This is a genomic window from Enterococcus sp. B2E4 (assembly GCF_030499455.1).
Taxonomy (GTDB): Bacteria; Bacillota; Bacilli; order Lactobacillales; family Enterococcaceae; genus Enterococcus_D; species Enterococcus_D casseliflavus.
This window is the reverse complement of record NZ_JAUKPK010000024.1, coordinates 49,023-67,341: the sequence shown is the minus strand read 5'-3', so window position 1 is coordinate 67,341 and position 18,319 is coordinate 49,023. Positions and strand designations below refer to the sequence as shown.

The window sequence follows — 18,319 nt, the reverse complement described above, 5'->3', positions numbered from 1 at the left end:
GCCTGTTTCTGCATCAAATTCGACTTCATAAACTAAGCCTAGATTCACTATATCAATCCCCAACTCAGGGTCAATCACGGTTTCCAAGGCAGCCAAGACACGCTCTTTGATTGCTTCTGCTTCTACTTCAGTATATGCCACGGTTGAAGACCTCCTTTAATTCTTGTTTCAAATAATACCTTCTTTTGCAAGATTTGTAAATGGACGATCCTTGATTATGGCCGGCTTTTCTTGTGTATTTTCAGTTCTGGGAAGACCCCTGTCGTTTTAAAGGTCCGTTGTTCATCATCTGTCGCAAAACGGCCTGTAATCGATTGGGTCGGCACAAAATTAATAAACGCATTGCCGTCAGCTTCTAAAACGGCTTGTTCTAAATCGTAGATCTCGTAGCGGGTCACGACCATCATGATCATATTACCAGGTACGCCTGAATACCCTCCGACTGAGGGGAACAAAGTCATGCCGCGAAACACATGCTTAGAAATATTTTTCCCAACAGCTTCCGCATTGGTCGTAATAATCATTGCCGTTACCTTTTGATGACTTGTGTGCAGCATGTCCACAACGTAGCTCATTGCGAAAATCGAAATGATCGTGTACAACGCACTTTCCCAAGAAAAGACGAAACCTGAGACCATGACAATGATGCCGTTTAAAATAAACATATATTTACCGACCGTTTTTCCAGTCGTTTTTGATAATATCAACGAAAGGATGTCCATTCCGCCGGTGGTAAAACCCATTTTCAGTGAAAACGCAACGCCGACGCCCAACAGTACGCCACCTAGCAAAGCGTTAACCAAAATATTGTCAGTGATCGCTCCTTGCGGAAGGATCATCGTTAAGACGGAAACGACAACGACATTGATAAAGCTCAATAGTGTCGATGATTTCCCGAGTTTGATGAACCCGAGAACAAAGATAGGCAAGTTTAAGAGGAAAATAAACAGCCCTGTACTAAGGTGAACGCCAAAATGTTCCAAGGCAAGTGCCACGATCAATTGGGCGACCCCGTTCATCCCAGCAGAAAGAACGTTTGCGGGAATCAAAAAGAAATTTAAAGCAATGGCTGCAGTGATACCTGACAGCAAAATAACCCCTATTTTTTTCAATCGTTCTGATTGTTCGTGCTTCGTTAATAACTTACTCACAATGATCTAGCTCCTTCACTAAAAATCTCCTTCCAAAGAATAGCAGTTTGTGTGAAAAAATGAAACAATTATTTGCAAAAATTTACTTTTCATTCCCGCATCGTTCGCCTCCATGTTAAAATCATAGGTAAGAGATGAGAGGAGTGATTGATTTTGGCAAAAGAAGCAAGTTTTGATGTCGTATCTGAGATCAACACAGAAGAAGTGAAAAACGCCATTCAACAGGCGGAAAAAGAATTGAAAAACCGATTTGATTTTAAAGGCTCCACGGTAGAAATCAAGATGACTGAGGGCAAACTGACGATCGTTGGAGATGACGAATTTAAGTTGGAGCAAATCAAAGATGTGCTCTTTGCGAAGCTGATCAAACGGAATGTACCAACGAAAAATATTCAATTTGGCGAAACGGAGCATGCCTTGGGGGCAAAAGCTCGTCAAACGGCAGAATTGATCAATGGCATCGATAAAGAAAACGCCAAAAAAATAACGACAGCGATCAAAAACGCCAAGCTAAAAGTTAAAACCCAAATTCAAGACAATCAAATTCGGGTAACAGGCAAAAGTCGTGACGATCTGCAAGAGGTGATCCAATTGTTGCGTAAACTGCCCCTGACGATCGATTTACAATTTACAAATTATCGCTAATCAAAAAAACTAGAACAGAGTCTAACGTGATGGTTAGGCAAAATCAGCTTTATCTACTGATTTTGCGCAACCGCTCTTGAAAGCTCTGCTTCTAGTTTTTTTCTTGCCAAAAATGAGTCAATGCCTTTGATAACTCTTGCGGCCGACGAATCTGCAAGGCATGCTGCCAATGCAGTGGGAAAAGTTCTTGGTAACGCGGTGTCCGAAAGCGCTGATCCAGCAATAACACCACGCCACGATCGCTGACATCCCGAATCACTCGACCGGCTGCTTGCAGGACTTTATTCATCCCTGGCAGCTGATAGGCATACGCAAAGCCAGCTGCCTTTTTCTCATCGTAATATTCCCGAATCAATTCTTGCTCGTGATTGATTTGCGGCAGTCCGACTCCTACCACTGCTGCACCGATCAAGCGATCGCCTTTTAGGTCGATCCCTTCAGAAAAAATTCCTCCAAGGACACAAAATGCCACCAATGTTTTTGGTTGACTCTTTGGTTCGTCTTGACTTTTATCCAGCAAGGATGATTGTTGCGAGTCAAAAGATTGAAACTGCGCAAGAAACGCCTCGCGCTCTGCTTCGTTCATAGCAGTCCCCTGAATCAAGACCTCGACCTCTGGCGCCTGTTGAGAAAATGCTGCCGCCACATCATCCAAGTAACGATAAGATGGGAAAAAGACCATATAGTTTCCCGCTTTCGCTGCCGTCATTTGCTGGATCGCATCAACGATCGCAGGAATGCTGGCTTCACGTTGGCGATATGTCGTTTGGATATAGTCCGCAATAAAAATCCCCTGATTTTTCGGATCAAAAGGACTTGGCAAGCGATAGCGCAAAGCTTCATCGCCGCCACCTAATACTTCTTGATAATACGACAAAGGGGTAAAGCTCGCAGAAAACAACAGGCTGGCCTTGCCCTTATCTAACACGGATTCCAAAAACGGCGCTGGTTCGATGCAAAATTGCCGTAGTTTGATATCATAGCGGTCGATCTCCACCGTCGTTTCGTAGTGATCATCATAAAATTCACTGATCTTCAAATAATGGTTAGCTTCAAAATACACTTGCAGCACTTCTTCTTGCAATTCATGCTCAGGATTTGCCGGCAACCATTCCTTCATCAATTCAGCTAATTTGTATAGCTGATTGACCATTGTTTCATGGGGAGCTGCTTGATGGTGGTATGACCATCCTTCCTCTTTTGCTAATTGGGCTAAAGCCGCAAATTCTTTATCAACTCTGTTTAGTGCGCGTTTTAATTTCTGTTGATCCTTCGGCAGCTTCTTCTTTAATTCCTTAAATGGCTGTCGTAAGATCGTTGCGGAATACATTTCTTTCGAACGATTAACTAAGTTATGGGCTTCATCCACTAAAAAGAAATACTCTTCGTCTGGCTCTTCAAAAAATCTCCGTAAATAAACGGTTGGATCAAACAAATAATTATAATCACCAATAATGACATCGCAAAAGACACTGACATCCAGTGAAAGCTCAAAGGGACAAACCGTATGCTTCATTCCATAAGTCTCGATCACTTCTCGGGTTATTTGGTTTTCGTGATGCAACAGATCCCACAAAGCTTCGTTGATTCGATTGTAATAACCTTGTGCATAAGGACAATGCTCTGGCGTACAATTTCGTTCATCCAGAAAGCAAATTTTATCTTTGGCAGTGATCGTGACACTCTTGGTTTCACTACCGTTGTCTGCTAACTTGCTCAACGCATCTTCAGCCACTTGTCTGGTGATCGTCTTCGCCGTCAGATAAAAGACCCGATCTGCCCCTTCTTCCCCGAGAACTTTTAATGCGGGAAACAGCGTTGACATGGTTTTTCCAGTTCCCGTTGGCGCTTCCGCAAAAAGTCGCTTGCCATTTTTTAGTGTTTTATACGCCGCTGCTGCTAACTCTCGCTGCCCTTTGCGAAAGGTTTCAAAGGGAAAAGACAGCAGCTGCAAAGACGTATTGCGGACACGGCGCCAATTCTCTTGAAAAACTAACCATTTATGATATTCCTGAAGTAATTCTTCATAAAAAACAGCTAATTCTGAGAACTGAAATGTTCTTCTCGTACGGGTGGTCAGCTTTTCAGTGGTTTGATAATAAGTCAATTGTACGGCGATCCGATCGATGGGTCTCCTCGGATCATTTTCTCCATCAGCAGTAGCTTCTGCTTCTGCTTCTGGTTTCTCTTGTTTTTCACTGTCATTAAGCGCTGCTTGTTCATTTTCTTGTAGTAAAAACAAATAAGCATAAACCATTCCCTGGGCAAAAAACAAATCGATTTGATCTTCAGGGATATCTTCGAAAGCTGGTTCTGAAGTTTTGATCTCATCGATCACCCAAGAATTAACAGCTGCATCAAAAAAGAGACCATCGGCACGTCCTTCGACAGTGATCGAATCTTTCTCAATTTGGCTTTCTCGTTTGAAAAAGACTTCTTTTTGATACGCATCCCCAGCCTCTTTTTGTAGTTGGCGATGGATACGGGCGCCTTCTTGTGCGGTATGATTACTGACTTTGCGGCTATCAATATCGCCTCTGCGCAAAATAAATTCTACGATTTTTCTAACCGCAACTTTTCCTTTATACACGTGTTCACCTTCTCGTTTGCCATTATAGCGGATAGATCACTTTTGGAAAAGCGAACAGAAACAGCTTTTCATCCTCTGCGGAGAGTATCCTATCCAAACAGGTTTGATCTCTAAAAAAATCACTTGCGGCAAAATGCCTTCTCATCAGGTAATCAACGCCATTTCCACTTCCAGAGAATGGGTTTGATGAAAGGTCACCAAAAAAACCTACTCTACTCACCTAAGCAAGTAAAGCAGGAATATGTTTTTAAGAAAATTTATTGATCGACCTGAATGTCATAGCTAACGCCATTTTGATCATAGGCCTTCTGATTATTGGGATCTAAGGTGAACTCAAAGGTTCGCCCATCTGCCATGATCGTCAAACGTTTTCCTTCGACGATGTATGAGGCATCTTGATAGGTGATCTCATAAATTTGATAAGGATCGTTGGACAACTGTGCCTCTGAATGGGAAAAATGGCGCTGAAAATCACTTTCGATTTGTCCTTTATACAAGGCAACATCACTAGAGCTGGCTGAACTATCTTCTAAGTCTGCCATCGGCAAATACTGCTTAACGATCGTCAACTCATTCTCATGGAAATCATAAACCCCTTGGCTTTGCGGAAAGATGACACTCTCATCTTGGATCAACATCAAATCAAGGTCGCCATTTTCAACCGCTTTTGAGGCGGAAGTAACGGTTTCAGAAACTTCTTTCGAATCATCGATGGATAGCTCTTCCTCACCACAGCTCGCTAAAAGAAGCACAGCAAAGCATACAGTGAAAAAGAATTGGAGCGATTTTTTCATAAAAAACACCTTCTTACAAAAAGTTGATGTATACCAATCAAAACGAACACAAGGTCCTGAACACTTACTTTCCCCGAACTTAGTCACGACGAAGGTTTCTGCTGCAGGAAAAAATTAGACCAGTTTCAAACGAAACACGCGCTTTCTTATTTTAATTAGTATAACAGCAGTTTTTTGCTAATGCGGTTTCTTAGAAAAATTTTCGAATTCCCACAATAATTCTGAGCTTTTCTCTCATCAAACTATTGGTTAGCCTTATCACCTGCCTGCCATAGGGTGGTCACAGCATCTTCACGAAATAAAGCCTATCCGTGCCAAGTACAGGTGTGTCAGAAAGCACAGCAAATTGTTCGAAGCCGACTGCTTGATAGAACTGTGGCGCTTGGTAGTCTTGGGTGGTAACTGTCACGGAACGACACCCCGCTTTTTTACCGTGATCGAAAAGTGCTTCCATCAATTGTTTCCCCACCCCTTGATTCTGATGGTTTGGATCAACTGCAAACAATTGAATATGAATCGCATTACCTGTCCGTTTCCCAATCAACCCACCAAGTTGATCGTGATTGTCAAAAAATGCAAATGAAAGCTGCTCTTGATCGGAAAAGGCACTCACTGCCTCTGCTTTTTTCGTTGAATAATTGAGCCATTGACAGATCGCCTGACGATTGTCTTCTGTGTTAATCGTTTCTATCATTAATTTTTCACTCCTAAAAACCTTTCTTTGTTTCCTCTTATACTTTAAGCTATACTTATAGTCAGACACAAGTATTTGTGATCCTAGGAGGTTTTAGCATGAAAATCATTGGTTTAGTGACAGGACCCGTTCAAGAAAATTGTTACCTTATTTGGAAAGAAGATTTTTTGTTGATTATTGATCCTGGAGCAGAAGCAGCGAGATTGATCGCTGAGATCGAAAAAACAGGCGCAAAACCAGCAGCGATTTTATTGACCCACACTCATTATGACCATATCGGCGCAGTTGACCATTTGCGGGATTATTATCAGATCCCCGTTTACGTTAGTCCACTTGAGCAAGAATGGCTAAGTGATCCTATGAAAAACCTTTCTGGTCGTCATCCTGAATTAGGAACCATCACCGCACGTCCAGCAGAATTCGAGCTAGAATTGAAAGAGTACGAGATAGCTGGCATGTCCTTTAAGGTTGTTGCAACCCCAGGTCATTCCATCGGCAGCGTCAGTTTTATTTTTGACAAGTTTGTCGTTTCTGGAGACGCCTTATTTAAAGGCAGCATCGGTCGGACCGATCTACCAACTGGCAACCTTGAGCAATTGCTGACCAGCATCCAAACGCAACTTTTTGTTTTACCGAATCAGATGGCCGTTTATCCTGGCCACGGGGAACCAACAACGATCGAGATTGAGAAACGGACCAATCCGTTTTTTAACGCATAAACGAATGACGAACCAAAGGAGGAATTACTACTTATGGCAAAAACGGAATTGTATGTCGTGCGTCACGGGAAAACCATGTTCAACACATTGCAGCGTGTGCAAGGTTGGTGCGACACCCCATTGACTCGTACTGGTGAACAAGGCATCCATTATTTAGGACTCGGGTTACGAGATGTGGATTTTGTGGAAGCAGTATCCAGTGACAGCGGCCGCGCGATCGAAACGATGCGTCTGATACTGGGTGAACATGTCAGAGGACCAGAGATCCCTTATCATATCGACAAACGGATTCGTGAATGGTGCTTTGGCTCACTTGAAGGTGCCTATGATGCAGAAATGTGGGGTGTTCTGCCACGGATTCTTGACTTTCCTGATTACGATGATATGATTGCCAATCATGTCTCGTTTGAGGCGATCGCCAATGCGATCTATCACGCAGATACAGCCAATTGGGCGGAAACCTTTGATGTGCTGACCGAACGTGTCAAAACAGGGTTTGAAGATATCGCCTACCGCGTTGAGAAAAAAGGCGGCGGCAATGCGCTAGTTGTGTCTCACGGCTTAACGATCGCTTTTCTTTTGCATCTGATCAATGATGAGAACAATGTTCGCATGGATATTGAAAATGGCTCGGTCACTCGACTGATCTACGAAGATGGCAGCTTTACGATTGCTGAAGTGGGCAATACCGATTACATCAAAAAAGGCTTAGCACTCTCTCAAGAACTTTTATCCTAAGAGAAACCTTTGGCAGTTGATCAATTTCTTTAAGAAAGGAGCAGTTTTTGTTTTAAAAACTGCCCCCTTTTTTTAGGAAAAAGATTGGTATTCGAATCAGGAAACGGTATACTAAGAGTTGTATTTTGTCATAGAAAGGACTGAACCAATGTTTTTTACAAATTTCATAAAAGCGATTTTATTTGGGATCATTGAAGGGATCACGGAATGGCTGCCAATCAGCAGCACGGGTCACTTGATTCTAGCCGACGAATTTATCGGATTGAATGTAACTCCCGAGTTTATGACGATGTTCAATGTTGTCATACAACTGGGTGCGATTTTAGCAGTCGTCTACTTATATTTCCATAAACTAAACCCTTTTTCACCGCAGAAAAATGAGTTAGAGAAAAAAGATACATGGACGTTATGGTTTAAAGTCGTCGTGGCGGTCTTGCCATCGGTTATTATCGGATTACCGTTAGATGATTGGTTAGATGCGCACTTCTACAACTTTTTCTCCGTTTCGATCGTCTTGATCGTTTATGGGATCGGCTTTATCGTGGTAGAAAAACGCAATAAAAATAAAGCACCAAAATGTACCGATTTGAACAAGTTCACCTACAAAGCGGCATTGATCGTAGGAATGTTCCAAGTATTGGCATTGATCCCAGGAACTTCTCGTTCTGGTGCTACTATCTTAGGTGCTATCATGATCGGCGCTTCTCGTTATGTTGCTGCTGAATTTTCATTTTTCTTAGGTATTCCCACCATGTTTGGTGCCAGTGCCTTGAAAATCTTCAAGTTTTTGAAAGATGGCAATGCCTTTGATTTCCAAGGAACCGTCATCTTATTGACAGGAACCATCGTGTCATTCATCGTTTCGATCATCGCGATCCGTTTCTTGATGAACTACATCAAACGGAATGATTTTACCGTATTTGGATGGTATCGCATCGTTTTAGGAATCATTTTGATCGGCTATTGGCTGATCCAATTATAAGAAAAAAGAGCAACTCTTGGGCAGGTAACTGCCGCAATAGTTGCTCTTTTTTTTCGTTTGAATGCTCTCTAGTTCCTCACGTGTTTTTGATCACCATACGATCGATAATATCAACCGCACTTTCGGTGTCGTTGATAATCGATTCAAAGCGATCATAAATATCTTTCCATTTAATGATTTCCAGCACTTCTTTTTCATCCGTAAACAACGCTTTTTTCATTTTTGAATACAAAAGATCTGCTTCTGATTCAATCGTATTTACATCGTTGATCATTTGACGCAATGTTTTTGAATTTTTGAACTTCGGAAACTCTTTTAATGCTGTTTCGACCCCCTGTGTCGCTTGAACGATCATTTCAGCAAATAAGTTCGTCTCAGGGCGAATCTTCGTAATGACCAAATTCTCAAATAAATAAGTCAGTCCCATAATGCCATCCAAAATATCATCTAAGCGCTCAGAGATGACCAGGATGTCTTCGCGATCGATCGGTGTGATAAATGAGTCGTACAACTCATTCGTTAACTCAGCGATCACCTGATCGCCTTCCTTTTCTAATCCATGAATCTCAGCTGCCGCTTCACTTAACGCTGTTTCAGAGTAATCATTGATCAACAGCGAAAAACGTTTCGCAGCTAGATGCCCATTTGTTGCCAACTGCTCCATTGCCGCAAAATAATCAAATCCTTTTTTTCGTGCCATTACTTTCTCTCCTCACAAAATTAGCAATAAAATTTTCACCATTAGAAACGCAATCAACCCGCAACCAGGGAACGTTAAAATCCAAGCATAGATCATTTCTTTAACGATGCGCCAATCAACGCTAGAAAAACGTCGAGAAGCCCCTACCCCCATGATGGCAGTCGTTTTTGTATGGGTCGTTGAAACTGGGATACCAAATACGGAAGACAAGAACAAACAGATCGCAGCGGTAACATCTGCAGAAAAGCCCTGGTATTTTTCCAGTTTTACCATATCCATCCCTACTGATTTGATGATTTTCATCCCACCGACAGAAGTACCGATCCCCATGGTCAAGGAACAGAGAACCATCACCCAGAGTGGGATCGAAAAGCCATTGCCGGTCTTTTCAGCAAGATTGTTGTAGAAAAGCCCTAACATGAAGACACCCATAAATTTTTGGCCATCTTGTGCACCATGTAAGAACGCATTGGCACCAGCCGCAATGGCTTGACCAACTGTAAAAATTTTGTTGGCTTTTCGCCGTTGGGTATCGCGAAAGAGCCATACGATCAGTTTCGTGATCAGAAAGCCGCCAATGAAGCCCATCAACGTAGAAACGACAAGACCGATCAAAACTTTCAGCCACTCCTCGCCATTGACTGCATGTAACCCACCAAGGGCCATGGCTGCACCAGTCAGTCCTGCGATCAACGCGTGAGATTCACTAGTTGGGATCCCAAAATACCAAGCTGCGACCGTCCAAACAACAATTGAAAACAAGGCAGCGGCTAATGCGATCTGTGAGACCCGAAAACTCCCGCCTGAATCAAAAGTCACAATGTTGCTGATGGTTTCTGCAACTTGCGCATTAAAATACGTCATCACTAGCACACCTAAGAAATTCATGACGACTGCCATGCCAATGGCGATATTCGGGCGTAAGACTCTCGTGGAGACAGCGGTTGCAATAGCATTCGGCGCATCCGTCCAGCCGTTGACGAAAATCACCCCTAATGACAACACAATCGTTAGAAACAAAGCGATATTCACATAGATTCCCCCATTTAAAAATTCCGAAGTAATCATAGCATAGAAAGCTGTTTCTGTGTAAACTTTTCATAACTATTCAGTAAAAAATGTGTAAAGAAGCATTTTTAAAATCCATAAAGCAAAAAATAGCACGGCCCAAAAACAAATTTTTGTGTTAAGTAAAATTTCTTTACAACTTTTATTGCAATCACTCTTGGCATTAGGTATAATGACTAGTGTTGATTTATACGTTTTCTAAACGTAATTGAACTTTTTTTTCGGAGGTGAAATACATGCCAAACATTGAATCTGCAATCAAACGTGTTCGCACAAGCGAAGCGGCTAATGCTAAGAATTCATCTCAAGTAAGCACAATGCGTACAGCAATCAAAAAATTTGATCAAGCTGTTGAAGCTGGTGCTGATAACGTAGATGCGTTATATAAAGATGCTGTTAAAGCAATCGATATGGCTGAGACTAAAGGATTGATCCACAAGAACAAAGCTAGTCGCGACAAATCTCGTTTAAGTAAAAAAATTGCAAAATAAGCAAATTAAGAAAGGCGCAGCAATCATCGATTGCTGCGCCTTTCTTTTTGACTTACTGTTTGCCATGTTTTAAAACAAATAGCTGGAACAAATACTCTTTGTCCATCTGACCACTTTTCACTAAGTAATCATTTTCGATCAATTCACTATATAGTGCCGCTAATTGCTTTTCTCCAAACCCCCGAGCTTGCTGCATCGCTAACTTCACTCGGTACGGATGAATCCCCAACGTTTCTGCGATATTGGCTTGCTGGTAGCCAATTTTCATCAAAATCGCCGCCTGTAACAGCAGACGGACTTGGCTGATCAAGATAGCATTGATCTTGATCGTCTCTTCCCCTTGCAATAATAGATCGTCATATAAGCGCAACGCATCCGATACGTTCCCCTTTAAGACATCGCTGGTTAATTCAAAGACATTGTGTTCCAACGTCTTAGGGATCAACTGCAAGACGATCTCTTTCGTAATTTTATTGCCATTTCCTGCATACAGCCGTAGTTTCTGTAACTCCTGCATCGCTTTTGATAGGTGCAGATCCGTTAACCGTAAAAACAAATCAAACGCCTCTCGGCTCATTTCGATGCCATCATTGGCCAACGACTGTTGGAGATACTGACGCACGTCGGCTTCTTTCATAGGTGCGACATCAATCACAACTGCGGCTTTCTTCAACTGCTTAGTAATTTTTTTCCGTTCATCTAATTTATCGACATCTGCAAAAATCACCATTACCGATGATTCCAATGGGTCTTTGATATAATTCAAAAAATCATCTAGGTCATGCTCAGGTGCATTGCTCTTTTTTTCAGCCGTTAAGAAAAATGGCCGCTCAACGAACAGTAATCGCTGATCGCCAAAAAAAGGCAACGATTGGGCTTCTTGGATCACCATATCAAGGGGATCTTTCTCCATGTCAAAGGAAGCAAAATTCAGATCATCTTTCCCAACGGAAAAACGCTCCAAAAAGGCCGTGCGAACTTGCTCTTGTAAAAACATTTCACTGCCGATGACCAGATAAATCGATTGCAACTCCTTGGTTCGAATTGCTTGCAACGCTTTTTGTAATTCCATCGTTCCCCCCGCTTTCATTCTTATCCTACCATTAGTCAATCGGATAGTCTAGCAGCGTTTTTATCAAAAATGATTGTTGTTTTTCAGACCAAATAAATTGGATCATGCCCTGCTGATCGGTTCGCAAAACGGTCTGATTTGCCAACGTTTCAAGCACCTCTTCATGAGGATGCCCGTACCGATTGTTCCGTCCACTTGAAACGATCCCGAATTGGGGATCGATTGCCGCAACAAACTCAGGTGCCGACGAGGTTCGACTGCCATGATGCCCTAGTTTCAAAACATCAACTTTTAAATTCGGATAATCATGAATCAACTTTTTTTCCCCTGCTTGTTCGAGATCGCCAGTAAACAAAAATGTTTTATCCCCTACCTTGGTTTTAATCACCATCGAATCTTCGTTTTGTCCTGCACCTGATTCTGGTGCCAATACTTGCAACTGAAGGAAATCACCCACCACTTGGCCAACCGTCGTCCAAACAACGCTTGTCTGCTTAGGCAGTTCGTTTAAAAGCTTGGCGATGCGGTGATCTTGTTCACTTCCTGGTACAAGATATAACGTTTCAACAGGAATCGCCTTCATCAATGCTAGCGCATCTCCCATATGGTCCGTGTCCCCGTGAGTTAGAAACAAACCAGTAATCTTCCTGACTCCCTCCCCTTTCAAAAAAGGAATCAATGTAGATTCAGCGGCAGCTTGTCGTTTGCGCTCTTGCCAGTTTTCATTCGGAAAAGACAGAGAACCTCCAGTATCGATCACATAAACTTCGCGATTTTTTTCTGCCTGTAAAACGATACTATCGCCTTGACCAACGTCGACATAACTAATGGTGGGTAAAACTCGATTCTGTTGAAAGACGATTGGTACAACAAGCGAAAAACAGATCACCAGCAGCCACCGTTTCTTTTGGTAACAGAGCAGGCCAAGCAAACAACAACTAGCTGCCAATCCTGCAGGAAGGGCACCCACCGTTATCGATACGTCTCCTACAGCGCCCACGACAACTTCCATAAGTGATAAAAGCCCTTCAAAAAGGGCAATCGGCCCACTGATGGTTGGGAAAAGCGTCCCAGCAATGAACATTAAGAAACAGGCTGGCAGCAAAACCAATTGAAAAAACGGTAAAAAGACAAACGTCAAAAAGCCCCCAAATAATGGAAATTCATAAAAGAGCGAGACAATGACAGGGGCAGCCAGCACCGTGAGGAACTGACTGCGCCAAAACCACGTCAATTTGATCGGTCGCTGCATCACTATCAGGAAGGTCATCAAAAGACTTAGTTGCCCCGATGTTTGAAGCAATACTTTGGGATCAACGAATAAAAGAGCCGTTAAGACGATCCCATAATGATCACTTGCCGATAGCCGTTGTTGATAAAGAGTGGTCACTTGAGTAACCGACAATGCCAAGACAGCACGCCAGACACTAATGCCGCCGCCACAAATCCCAATTACGACCAAGAAAAAGACCCCCATTGGCAACAGCATTTCTTTTTGCGTAAACCCCAATCGGCAGAAGCATCCGCGAAACCACTTGAAAAATAAGACGACATGCATTCCTGAGATCGTAAAGAAATGCAATAAGCCACTAGCACGATACATTTGACGTACTTCTTGAAAGTCATGGTCTTTAAAACCAAAGAGCAACGCATTGATATAGGCTGCTGAGCGTTCAGGAAAGATTCGTTGCACAGAAGAAATAACCTCTGCTCGAACTTTTGCAAGCGAAAAGCCTGAGTCTGCTGCTTCCATTCCTACCATTTGCTCGATATGGACTGTGCCAGTAATTGATCGACTGGCTAGATAGGCAGAATAGTCAAACCCGTGGCGGTTTCGTGGTTTTTCAGGAAGAGAAAAAAATCCTTTCACCAGCAGCTTTCTTCCCCAATCGGATCGATCCTGCCATTGCTGTTTTTCAGTCTCTGAAGAAATCGTGTAACGGCCAATCACTTTACCTGCGGAAGATTTTGCTTCAAACGTAAGCAGATCGCCATTGATTTTGATCGTGTCTGGCAACACATTGACTACCCCTTGATACTCACCTTCTTGTATGTTTCCAGTCCGAGAAAGACAGACGCGGACACTTAACAGCAACAGTCCTACAAAACAAATCATGCACAAAAATGCTTGTCGTCTTAAGACAAGCATCCCGAAATAATAAAGTGCAATGAGTCCCAGTAAGATGGACTGCACATAGTAAGCAGTCACCGAACAAGCAAAAATAATACTAAGAAATAAAAATGAATCAGTTCTCTTTTGTTGGTTGTGCATCATTCAGCACACCAAATGAAAGTTTTTCAAAATACACCGGATCAAGTTCAACTTGGTGGACGGAAGCACCTACTTGTTGAATCAATTCCATTGCATACTGATTGTTACGATAGTCATTCAAATAATGGATCGTTTTGACCCCTGCTTGCAAAATTGCTTTTGTACAGGGAAGGCAAGGAAAATGCGTCACATAGATTTCCGCATTGTCTGTTGACACCCCTAATTTTGCACATTGCAATAAGGCATTCATTTCTGCATGAATCGTTCGAATACAATGGTCATCGACAACATAACAGCCATCGTCGATGCAGTGTACATCGCCACTGACTGACCCATTGTAGCCTCCAGCGATGATTCGGCGATCTTTGACTAATGTAGCGCCGACTTCAAGTCGGGAACACGTACTGCGTAAAGAAAGTAAAACAGCTTGCGCCATAAAATACTGGTCCCAAGGGATTCTCGTATTGCTCATTCATTTGCTCCTTTGCGATTGATTAGTTCTATTCTAATCGAATTTCTTGAATTTTCAACCGTCATTTCTTAGTATTTCTTACTTTTATTTGGTTCAGTCCGTCACTGTAATCATCTCTTTCAAGGACTCAAAGGTCTTCTCTCCGATGCCTGTGATCTTTTTTAGGTCATCAATCTGTTTAAAAAAGCCATATTCTTCGCGGTAAGCGATGATTGCTTCTGCTTTTTTGGCACCCACACCTGGCAGTTCTTGCAGTTGCTGCGCATTGGCTTGATTCAGATTGATTTGTGTCACTGCTGTCTGGCTGCCACCTACTCCTGAAGCATTCATCTCCGTAAACGCTTGATCCTCTTTATGCGGGACGATCACCATCTGTTGATCTTGCAGCACCTGTGCTAAGTTTATGGCTGTTTCTAACGCCTCTTCTGTCAGACCACCTGCTTGTTCGATCAATTCATACATCCGCGCACCTGATTTTAAACGATAAATGCCCGGTTGGTGCACTTCTCCTTTGACATCGATAACGATCTCATACTCTTCATCGTGAAGACCATCTTCTTGAAAGGTTCCACCTTCCCCCATTTCAGACGATTGACCTGCTGCATCTGCCATTGATTGCCAGTTTGTTTCTTTGTTTTGCGAGAACGGTACAAACCAGATGATCAGCAAAACCATCAAAACAGCACCACCAACTGCAAATCGCCAATAGTCTTTGAGCAGCTTCCATTGATCCATTTTCACCACCTCATAGATGAAATACGCAAAAAGTAATCAAGGACAGAAAAAAAGTCAACACTTTCCACGTGTCGACTTTTTTTACTGGCTAACAAGTATCAGTTTCAAGCAATTCAGGAATTTACGACGCCGATCCTCGGTGATACAACGTTGTATAATATGGCTGTTCGCTGGTATCGATCGCAATACCGATCCCGAGAAATTGATACTCATCGTTTAGAATCGTTGCCCGATGTCCCTCTGAATTCATTAAACCTTGATGGGCGTAAATACTACTGGCTTGGCCAAATGCCAAATTTTCCCCTGCAGCAGTGAAGCTGATCCCGTCTTCTTGCATCCGATCAAATGGAGTTGATCCATCTAACCCGATATGGTCAAAGTATCGATGTTCTGCCATATCTTGGCTATGCTTCACGGCAGTCTCACTGGTTGCTTCGCTGAAACCAAGGGGTGACAAACCAAATTTCACTCGGGTGGCATTCGTTAATTCAAATAACTGTGTTCGTAAACCGCTTAAAATGGCGGCTTGATTTTGGCGAAAATCATTCGCATGGCGTGTTTCTAGGGAGCGATTGATGATTTGGATCGCAGTCACTGTATCTTCAGCATGAACATCATAGAAAAAAGTAATCAATTGATCGTCTTGCAAGAACAGATCATAGTCAGCATCCGAATCGATCCGATACCGTCGTGATCCTCGTTGTAGACTTTCTTGACGCGTCCCCATCTGATTACGAACGTTTGCTTTTGAAGACCCAATACCTAGTGTGTCATCGATAAGAATCGTGTCTTGATTCGTATAGATCCCTTGCGCAATATCATGTTCATCATACATCACCATCATGAAGTTACGAAAATCATCGTGATAGGAAGTCCAGTTCAGTCCATACCGATTCGCTGATTCATTGATCGCTTCCCCAAAGGTTTCTTCGATCACTTGTCGTGATTCATTATATAAATATGTCTGGGCAGGCGTTTCTGCCGCTGGCCTTGCTGAAGTGTCTTGTGAAAGAGAAAATTGGGACGAGAGAGATTGAGTGATCTCGTTGAGTCGGGCATCCCGAAATGCCAAGCGCCCGTCTTGCCATGTGATCATCTGGCTTGCAAAATAAAGAAGCCCGATGAGAAAAATACTTTTGATCAAGAATTTTATTTTTTTCATATGACACCTCCGTCAATGAATCTTTATGTGTTAGCTTTAGCACGATCGTTTATCCATTCATTCATCCCTAGATTGGATCGCTGATGCACTCTTCTTGTCTTTTCTAAAGACTATCATTCCTGTGGGAAGTTGACCAGCTGCATCATGAAATTTCTTAGATGATCTAGGTCTTTTTAAGCTCCTGTTAAGAAACTTTTTTTACTCACGAAAACTTTGCAGCGCCATCGAACGCTCCATCAAGGGATTGGCGATTTTAGCTAATGTATGTCGATCGTATTCTTCTGGTCGCTTGATAGTGAGGTAAAGAATAAACTGTGGATCATCGGTTGGGTAGATGGAGACCGCCGAATAAATATAATCAAACTCTCCCGTCATGTAGCCTTGACCATTCTCATTGGCGATCTGAGCAGTCCCAGTTTTGACAGAAATCTCATGGTTCGTCAGTTGGTATACATCATAAGCGGTGCCATAACGTTCATCCGTCACTACATCGGTCATGTATTCTAAAACAGCATCAGCTGCTGCTTGTGAAATAGGCTGGGAAACGACTTCTGGAAAAACTTGGGTCTCTTCCCCTACTCGCCGAATCAATTGCGGACGTATCATCTCGCCACCATTGGCAAATGCACTAAATAGCTGCATCATCTGCATCTGATTGACGCCGATCGCATGGCCATAGGAGCTCATGGCATAATCCACCCGATTTCTTGAAGGTAAGATCCCAGGCACTTCCCCAGGAAGCTCACTTCCTGTAACATTCCCTAGTCCAAAATCAATTAAATACTGTGCCCAATTATCAAAACCGATCCGTTGCTGAAGTCGAACCATCCCAGTGTTGCTTGACCAAGCTAACGCTTGCCGCATCGTCAACTCACCATTTGCTCCTGAGTCGTGGTCATTGATGACTCGATCTTCAATCTGCATACTCACAGGATTGTAGCGTTCCGTCGGATCAAAAACACCTTCATCAATAGCTGCGGCAACGGTTGCCAGCTTCAAGGTCGAACCAGGTTCATACATCTCTTCCGTAAAAAGATTACGCCAAATAAAGTGTTCATCCGTAATTCCTTCTTGGGTCTCTGGATGAAAACTAGGTCTTTGAGCCATCGTTAAAATCTCCCCAGTTTTCGCATCCATCAATAAAGCCGTTAGATTTTCTGGTCGTGTTTGTTCCATAACTTCATCCATCACTGATTCAGTGAATAACTGCAGATGAGCATCTAATGTCGTCCAAACATCATTCCCATCTACTCCTTCTTCTACGGTTTGATTGGTTGCGGGAACAGGATTCCCTGAAGCATTGACTTGAAAGGACTCTCGCCCATTTTGATTCTTCAAAAAGTCGTTCAGTACATATTCTAATCCAGAAACACCGACTCGAATCTCTTCATCATCTGACGTTGTCCCTATCAAATGTGAAGAAAAGATACCATTCGGATAACTGCGACTTGAACGAGCATCGAAATAGATACCGTTGATTCCAGCTGCATCAAACGCCGCTTCGATTTGATTTCGAGTAGTCACACTTAGACCACTGCCAACATTGCCAAATTCCACTTGAAAGACAGGCGGATCTGTTTGATTCGCACCATCTGACAAGATTGACAAAACTTGCTCGTTAGAAATAGGTAAATACTCCGAAAGAATCGTTGCGGTCTCCTCAAAGCGCGCTCTGTCTAGATACATGGGTCGTCCATTGTCAATGTAATCTTCAGAAAGAACCGCTCGAACAGTATAGGAAAGAATATCTTGTGCGATCACTGTCCCCTGCCGATCAAAAATCGCCCCTCGACTTGTTTCGATCGATCGTGAACTATAATACAAATTTTCTATTCTTTCAGACAAAGAGACGCCTGCAATCACGCCGACTTGAACAATGTAAATCAAACGTGCAGAAAACCCCATAAAAAGCGCAAGACTGATTATGTATAACCAATGACCGACTAGCTTACGATTTTTCTTTGCTTTTTTCTTTCTGACCATATGATAGTCATACATCGCCAAAGCGCTCCTTTCGATTGAATATACCTCTAT

Annotated in this window: 18 protein-coding genes; 5 read left to right on the top strand and 13 right to left on the bottom strand. The window is 42.7% G+C overall.

Annotation, left to right across the window (positions count from 1 at the left end):
* Positions 1 to 141 (bottom strand): metal-sulfur cluster assembly factor (locus Q1X33_RS15150; RefSeq protein ID WP_301969749.1); only part of this gene is annotated, 141 nt, incomplete at its 3' end.
* 74 nt (positions 142 to 215) lie between these two features.
* Positions 216 to 1,151: a YitT family protein gene (locus tag Q1X33_RS15145; RefSeq protein WP_005230189.1), complete on the bottom strand. Its 936-nt coding sequence runs from the start codon at positions 1,149 to 1,151 to the stop codon at positions 216 to 218.
* Positions 1,152 to 1,304: 153 nt separating this feature from the next.
* Here Q1X33_RS15145 and Q1X33_RS15140 point away from each other — a divergent pair, with 153 nt between their 5' ends.
* Positions 1,305 to 1,796: a YajQ family cyclic di-GMP-binding protein gene (locus Q1X33_RS15140; RefSeq protein WP_005230187.1), complete on the top strand. Its 492-nt coding sequence runs from the start codon at positions 1,305 to 1,307 to the stop codon at positions 1,794 to 1,796.
* 91 nt (positions 1,797 to 1,887) lie between these two features.
* Here the strand turns inward: Q1X33_RS15140 and Q1X33_RS15135 are convergent, their stop codons facing one another.
* From Q1X33_RS15135 to Q1X33_RS15125, 3 genes are all read right to left on the bottom strand, one after another.
* Entirely contained in the window at positions 1,888 to 4,386 is a 2,499-nt protein-coding gene (locus tag Q1X33_RS15135) for an ATP-dependent DNA helicase (RefSeq protein ID WP_005230184.1), read from the bottom strand.
* A gap of 257 nt (positions 4,387 to 4,643) precedes the next feature.
* Positions 4,644 to 5,180, bottom strand: coding sequence for a hypothetical protein (locus Q1X33_RS15130; protein WP_034869406.1), 537 nt, complete (start codon positions 5,178 to 5,180; stop codon positions 4,644 to 4,646).
* A 280-nt stretch (positions 5,181 to 5,460) separates the two neighbouring features.
* Entirely contained in the window at positions 5,461 to 5,874 is a 414-nt protein-coding gene (locus Q1X33_RS15125; protein WP_301969735.1) for a GNAT family N-acetyltransferase, read from the bottom strand.
* 98 nt (positions 5,875 to 5,972) lie between these two features.
* On the opposite strand from Q1X33_RS15125, the gene Q1X33_RS15120 reads away from it, so the two are divergent.
* From Q1X33_RS15120 to Q1X33_RS15110, 3 genes are all read left to right on the top strand, one after another.
* Positions 5,973 to 6,593, top strand: coding sequence for an MBL fold metallo-hydrolase (locus Q1X33_RS15120; RefSeq protein ID WP_005230178.1), 621 nt, complete (start codon positions 5,973 to 5,975; stop codon positions 6,591 to 6,593).
* Between the two features lie 33 nt (positions 6,594 to 6,626).
* A complete protein-coding gene (locus tag Q1X33_RS15115) occupies positions 6,627 to 7,331 on the top strand; it encodes a histidine phosphatase family protein (protein ID WP_005230175.1) in 705 nt (234 codons plus the stop codon).
* A 148-nt stretch (positions 7,332 to 7,479) separates the two neighbouring features.
* The gene (locus Q1X33_RS15110; protein WP_005230172.1) at positions 7,480 to 8,313 is read left to right on the top strand and encodes an undecaprenyl-diphosphate phosphatase; all 834 of its coding nucleotides are present in this window, start codon (positions 7,480 to 7,482) and stop codon (positions 8,311 to 8,313) included.
* Positions 8,314 to 8,389: 76 nt separating this feature from the next.
* Here the strand turns inward: Q1X33_RS15110 and Q1X33_RS15105 are convergent, their stop codons facing one another.
* Together Q1X33_RS15105 and Q1X33_RS15100 are read right to left on the bottom strand one after the other, a co-directional pair.
* A complete protein-coding gene (locus tag Q1X33_RS15105) occupies positions 8,390 to 9,013 on the bottom strand; it encodes a DUF47 domain-containing protein (protein WP_301969736.1) in 624 nt (207 codons plus the stop codon).
* Positions 9,014 to 9,025: 12 nt separating this feature from the next.
* The gene (locus Q1X33_RS15100) at positions 9,026 to 10,081 is read right to left on the bottom strand and encodes an inorganic phosphate transporter (RefSeq protein ID WP_005230169.1); all 1,056 of its coding nucleotides are present in this window, start codon (positions 10,079 to 10,081) and stop codon (positions 9,026 to 9,028) included.
* A 236-nt stretch (positions 10,082 to 10,317) separates the two neighbouring features.
* On the opposite strand from Q1X33_RS15100, the gene rpsT reads away from it, so the two are divergent.
* A complete protein-coding gene (gene rpsT, locus Q1X33_RS15095) occupies positions 10,318 to 10,572 on the top strand; it encodes a 30S ribosomal protein S20 (protein WP_005230162.1) in 255 nt (84 codons plus the stop codon).
* Between the two features lie 52 nt (positions 10,573 to 10,624).
* Here the strand turns inward: rpsT and holA are convergent, their stop codons facing one another.
* From holA to Q1X33_RS15065, 6 genes are all read right to left on the bottom strand, one after another.
* A complete protein-coding gene (gene holA, locus Q1X33_RS15090) occupies positions 10,625 to 11,644 on the bottom strand; it encodes a DNA polymerase III subunit delta (RefSeq protein ID WP_034869424.1) in 1,020 nt (339 codons plus the stop codon).
* A gap of 31 nt (positions 11,645 to 11,675) precedes the next feature.
* Positions 11,676 to 13,919, bottom strand: coding sequence for a DNA internalization-related competence protein ComEC/Rec2 (locus Q1X33_RS15085; protein ID WP_005230160.1), 2,244 nt, complete (start codon positions 13,917 to 13,919; stop codon positions 11,676 to 11,678).
* Entirely contained in the window at positions 13,891 to 14,388 is a 498-nt protein-coding gene (locus Q1X33_RS15080) for a ComE operon protein 2 (protein WP_005230159.1), read from the bottom strand. Before Q1X33_RS15080 ends, Q1X33_RS15085 begins: the two co-directional genes overlap by 29 nt.
* A 93-nt stretch (positions 14,389 to 14,481) precedes the next feature.
* Positions 14,482 to 15,123 (bottom strand): helix-hairpin-helix domain-containing protein, encoded by a 642-nt coding sequence (locus Q1X33_RS15075; RefSeq protein ID WP_005231939.1) that lies wholly within the window; start codon positions 15,121 to 15,123, stop codon positions 14,482 to 14,484.
* A 121-nt stretch (positions 15,124 to 15,244) separates the two neighbouring features.
* On the bottom strand, positions 15,245 to 16,285 hold the full coding sequence (locus Q1X33_RS15070) for a CAP-associated domain-containing protein (protein WP_087627577.1): 1,041 nt from the start codon (positions 16,283 to 16,285) through the stop codon (positions 15,245 to 15,247).
* Between the two features lie 198 nt (positions 16,286 to 16,483).
* A complete protein-coding gene (locus tag Q1X33_RS15065) occupies positions 16,484 to 18,283 on the bottom strand; it encodes a penicillin-binding transpeptidase domain-containing protein (RefSeq protein ID WP_195961641.1) in 1,800 nt (599 codons plus the stop codon).
* Between the last annotated feature and the right edge of the window lie 36 nt (positions 18,284 to 18,319).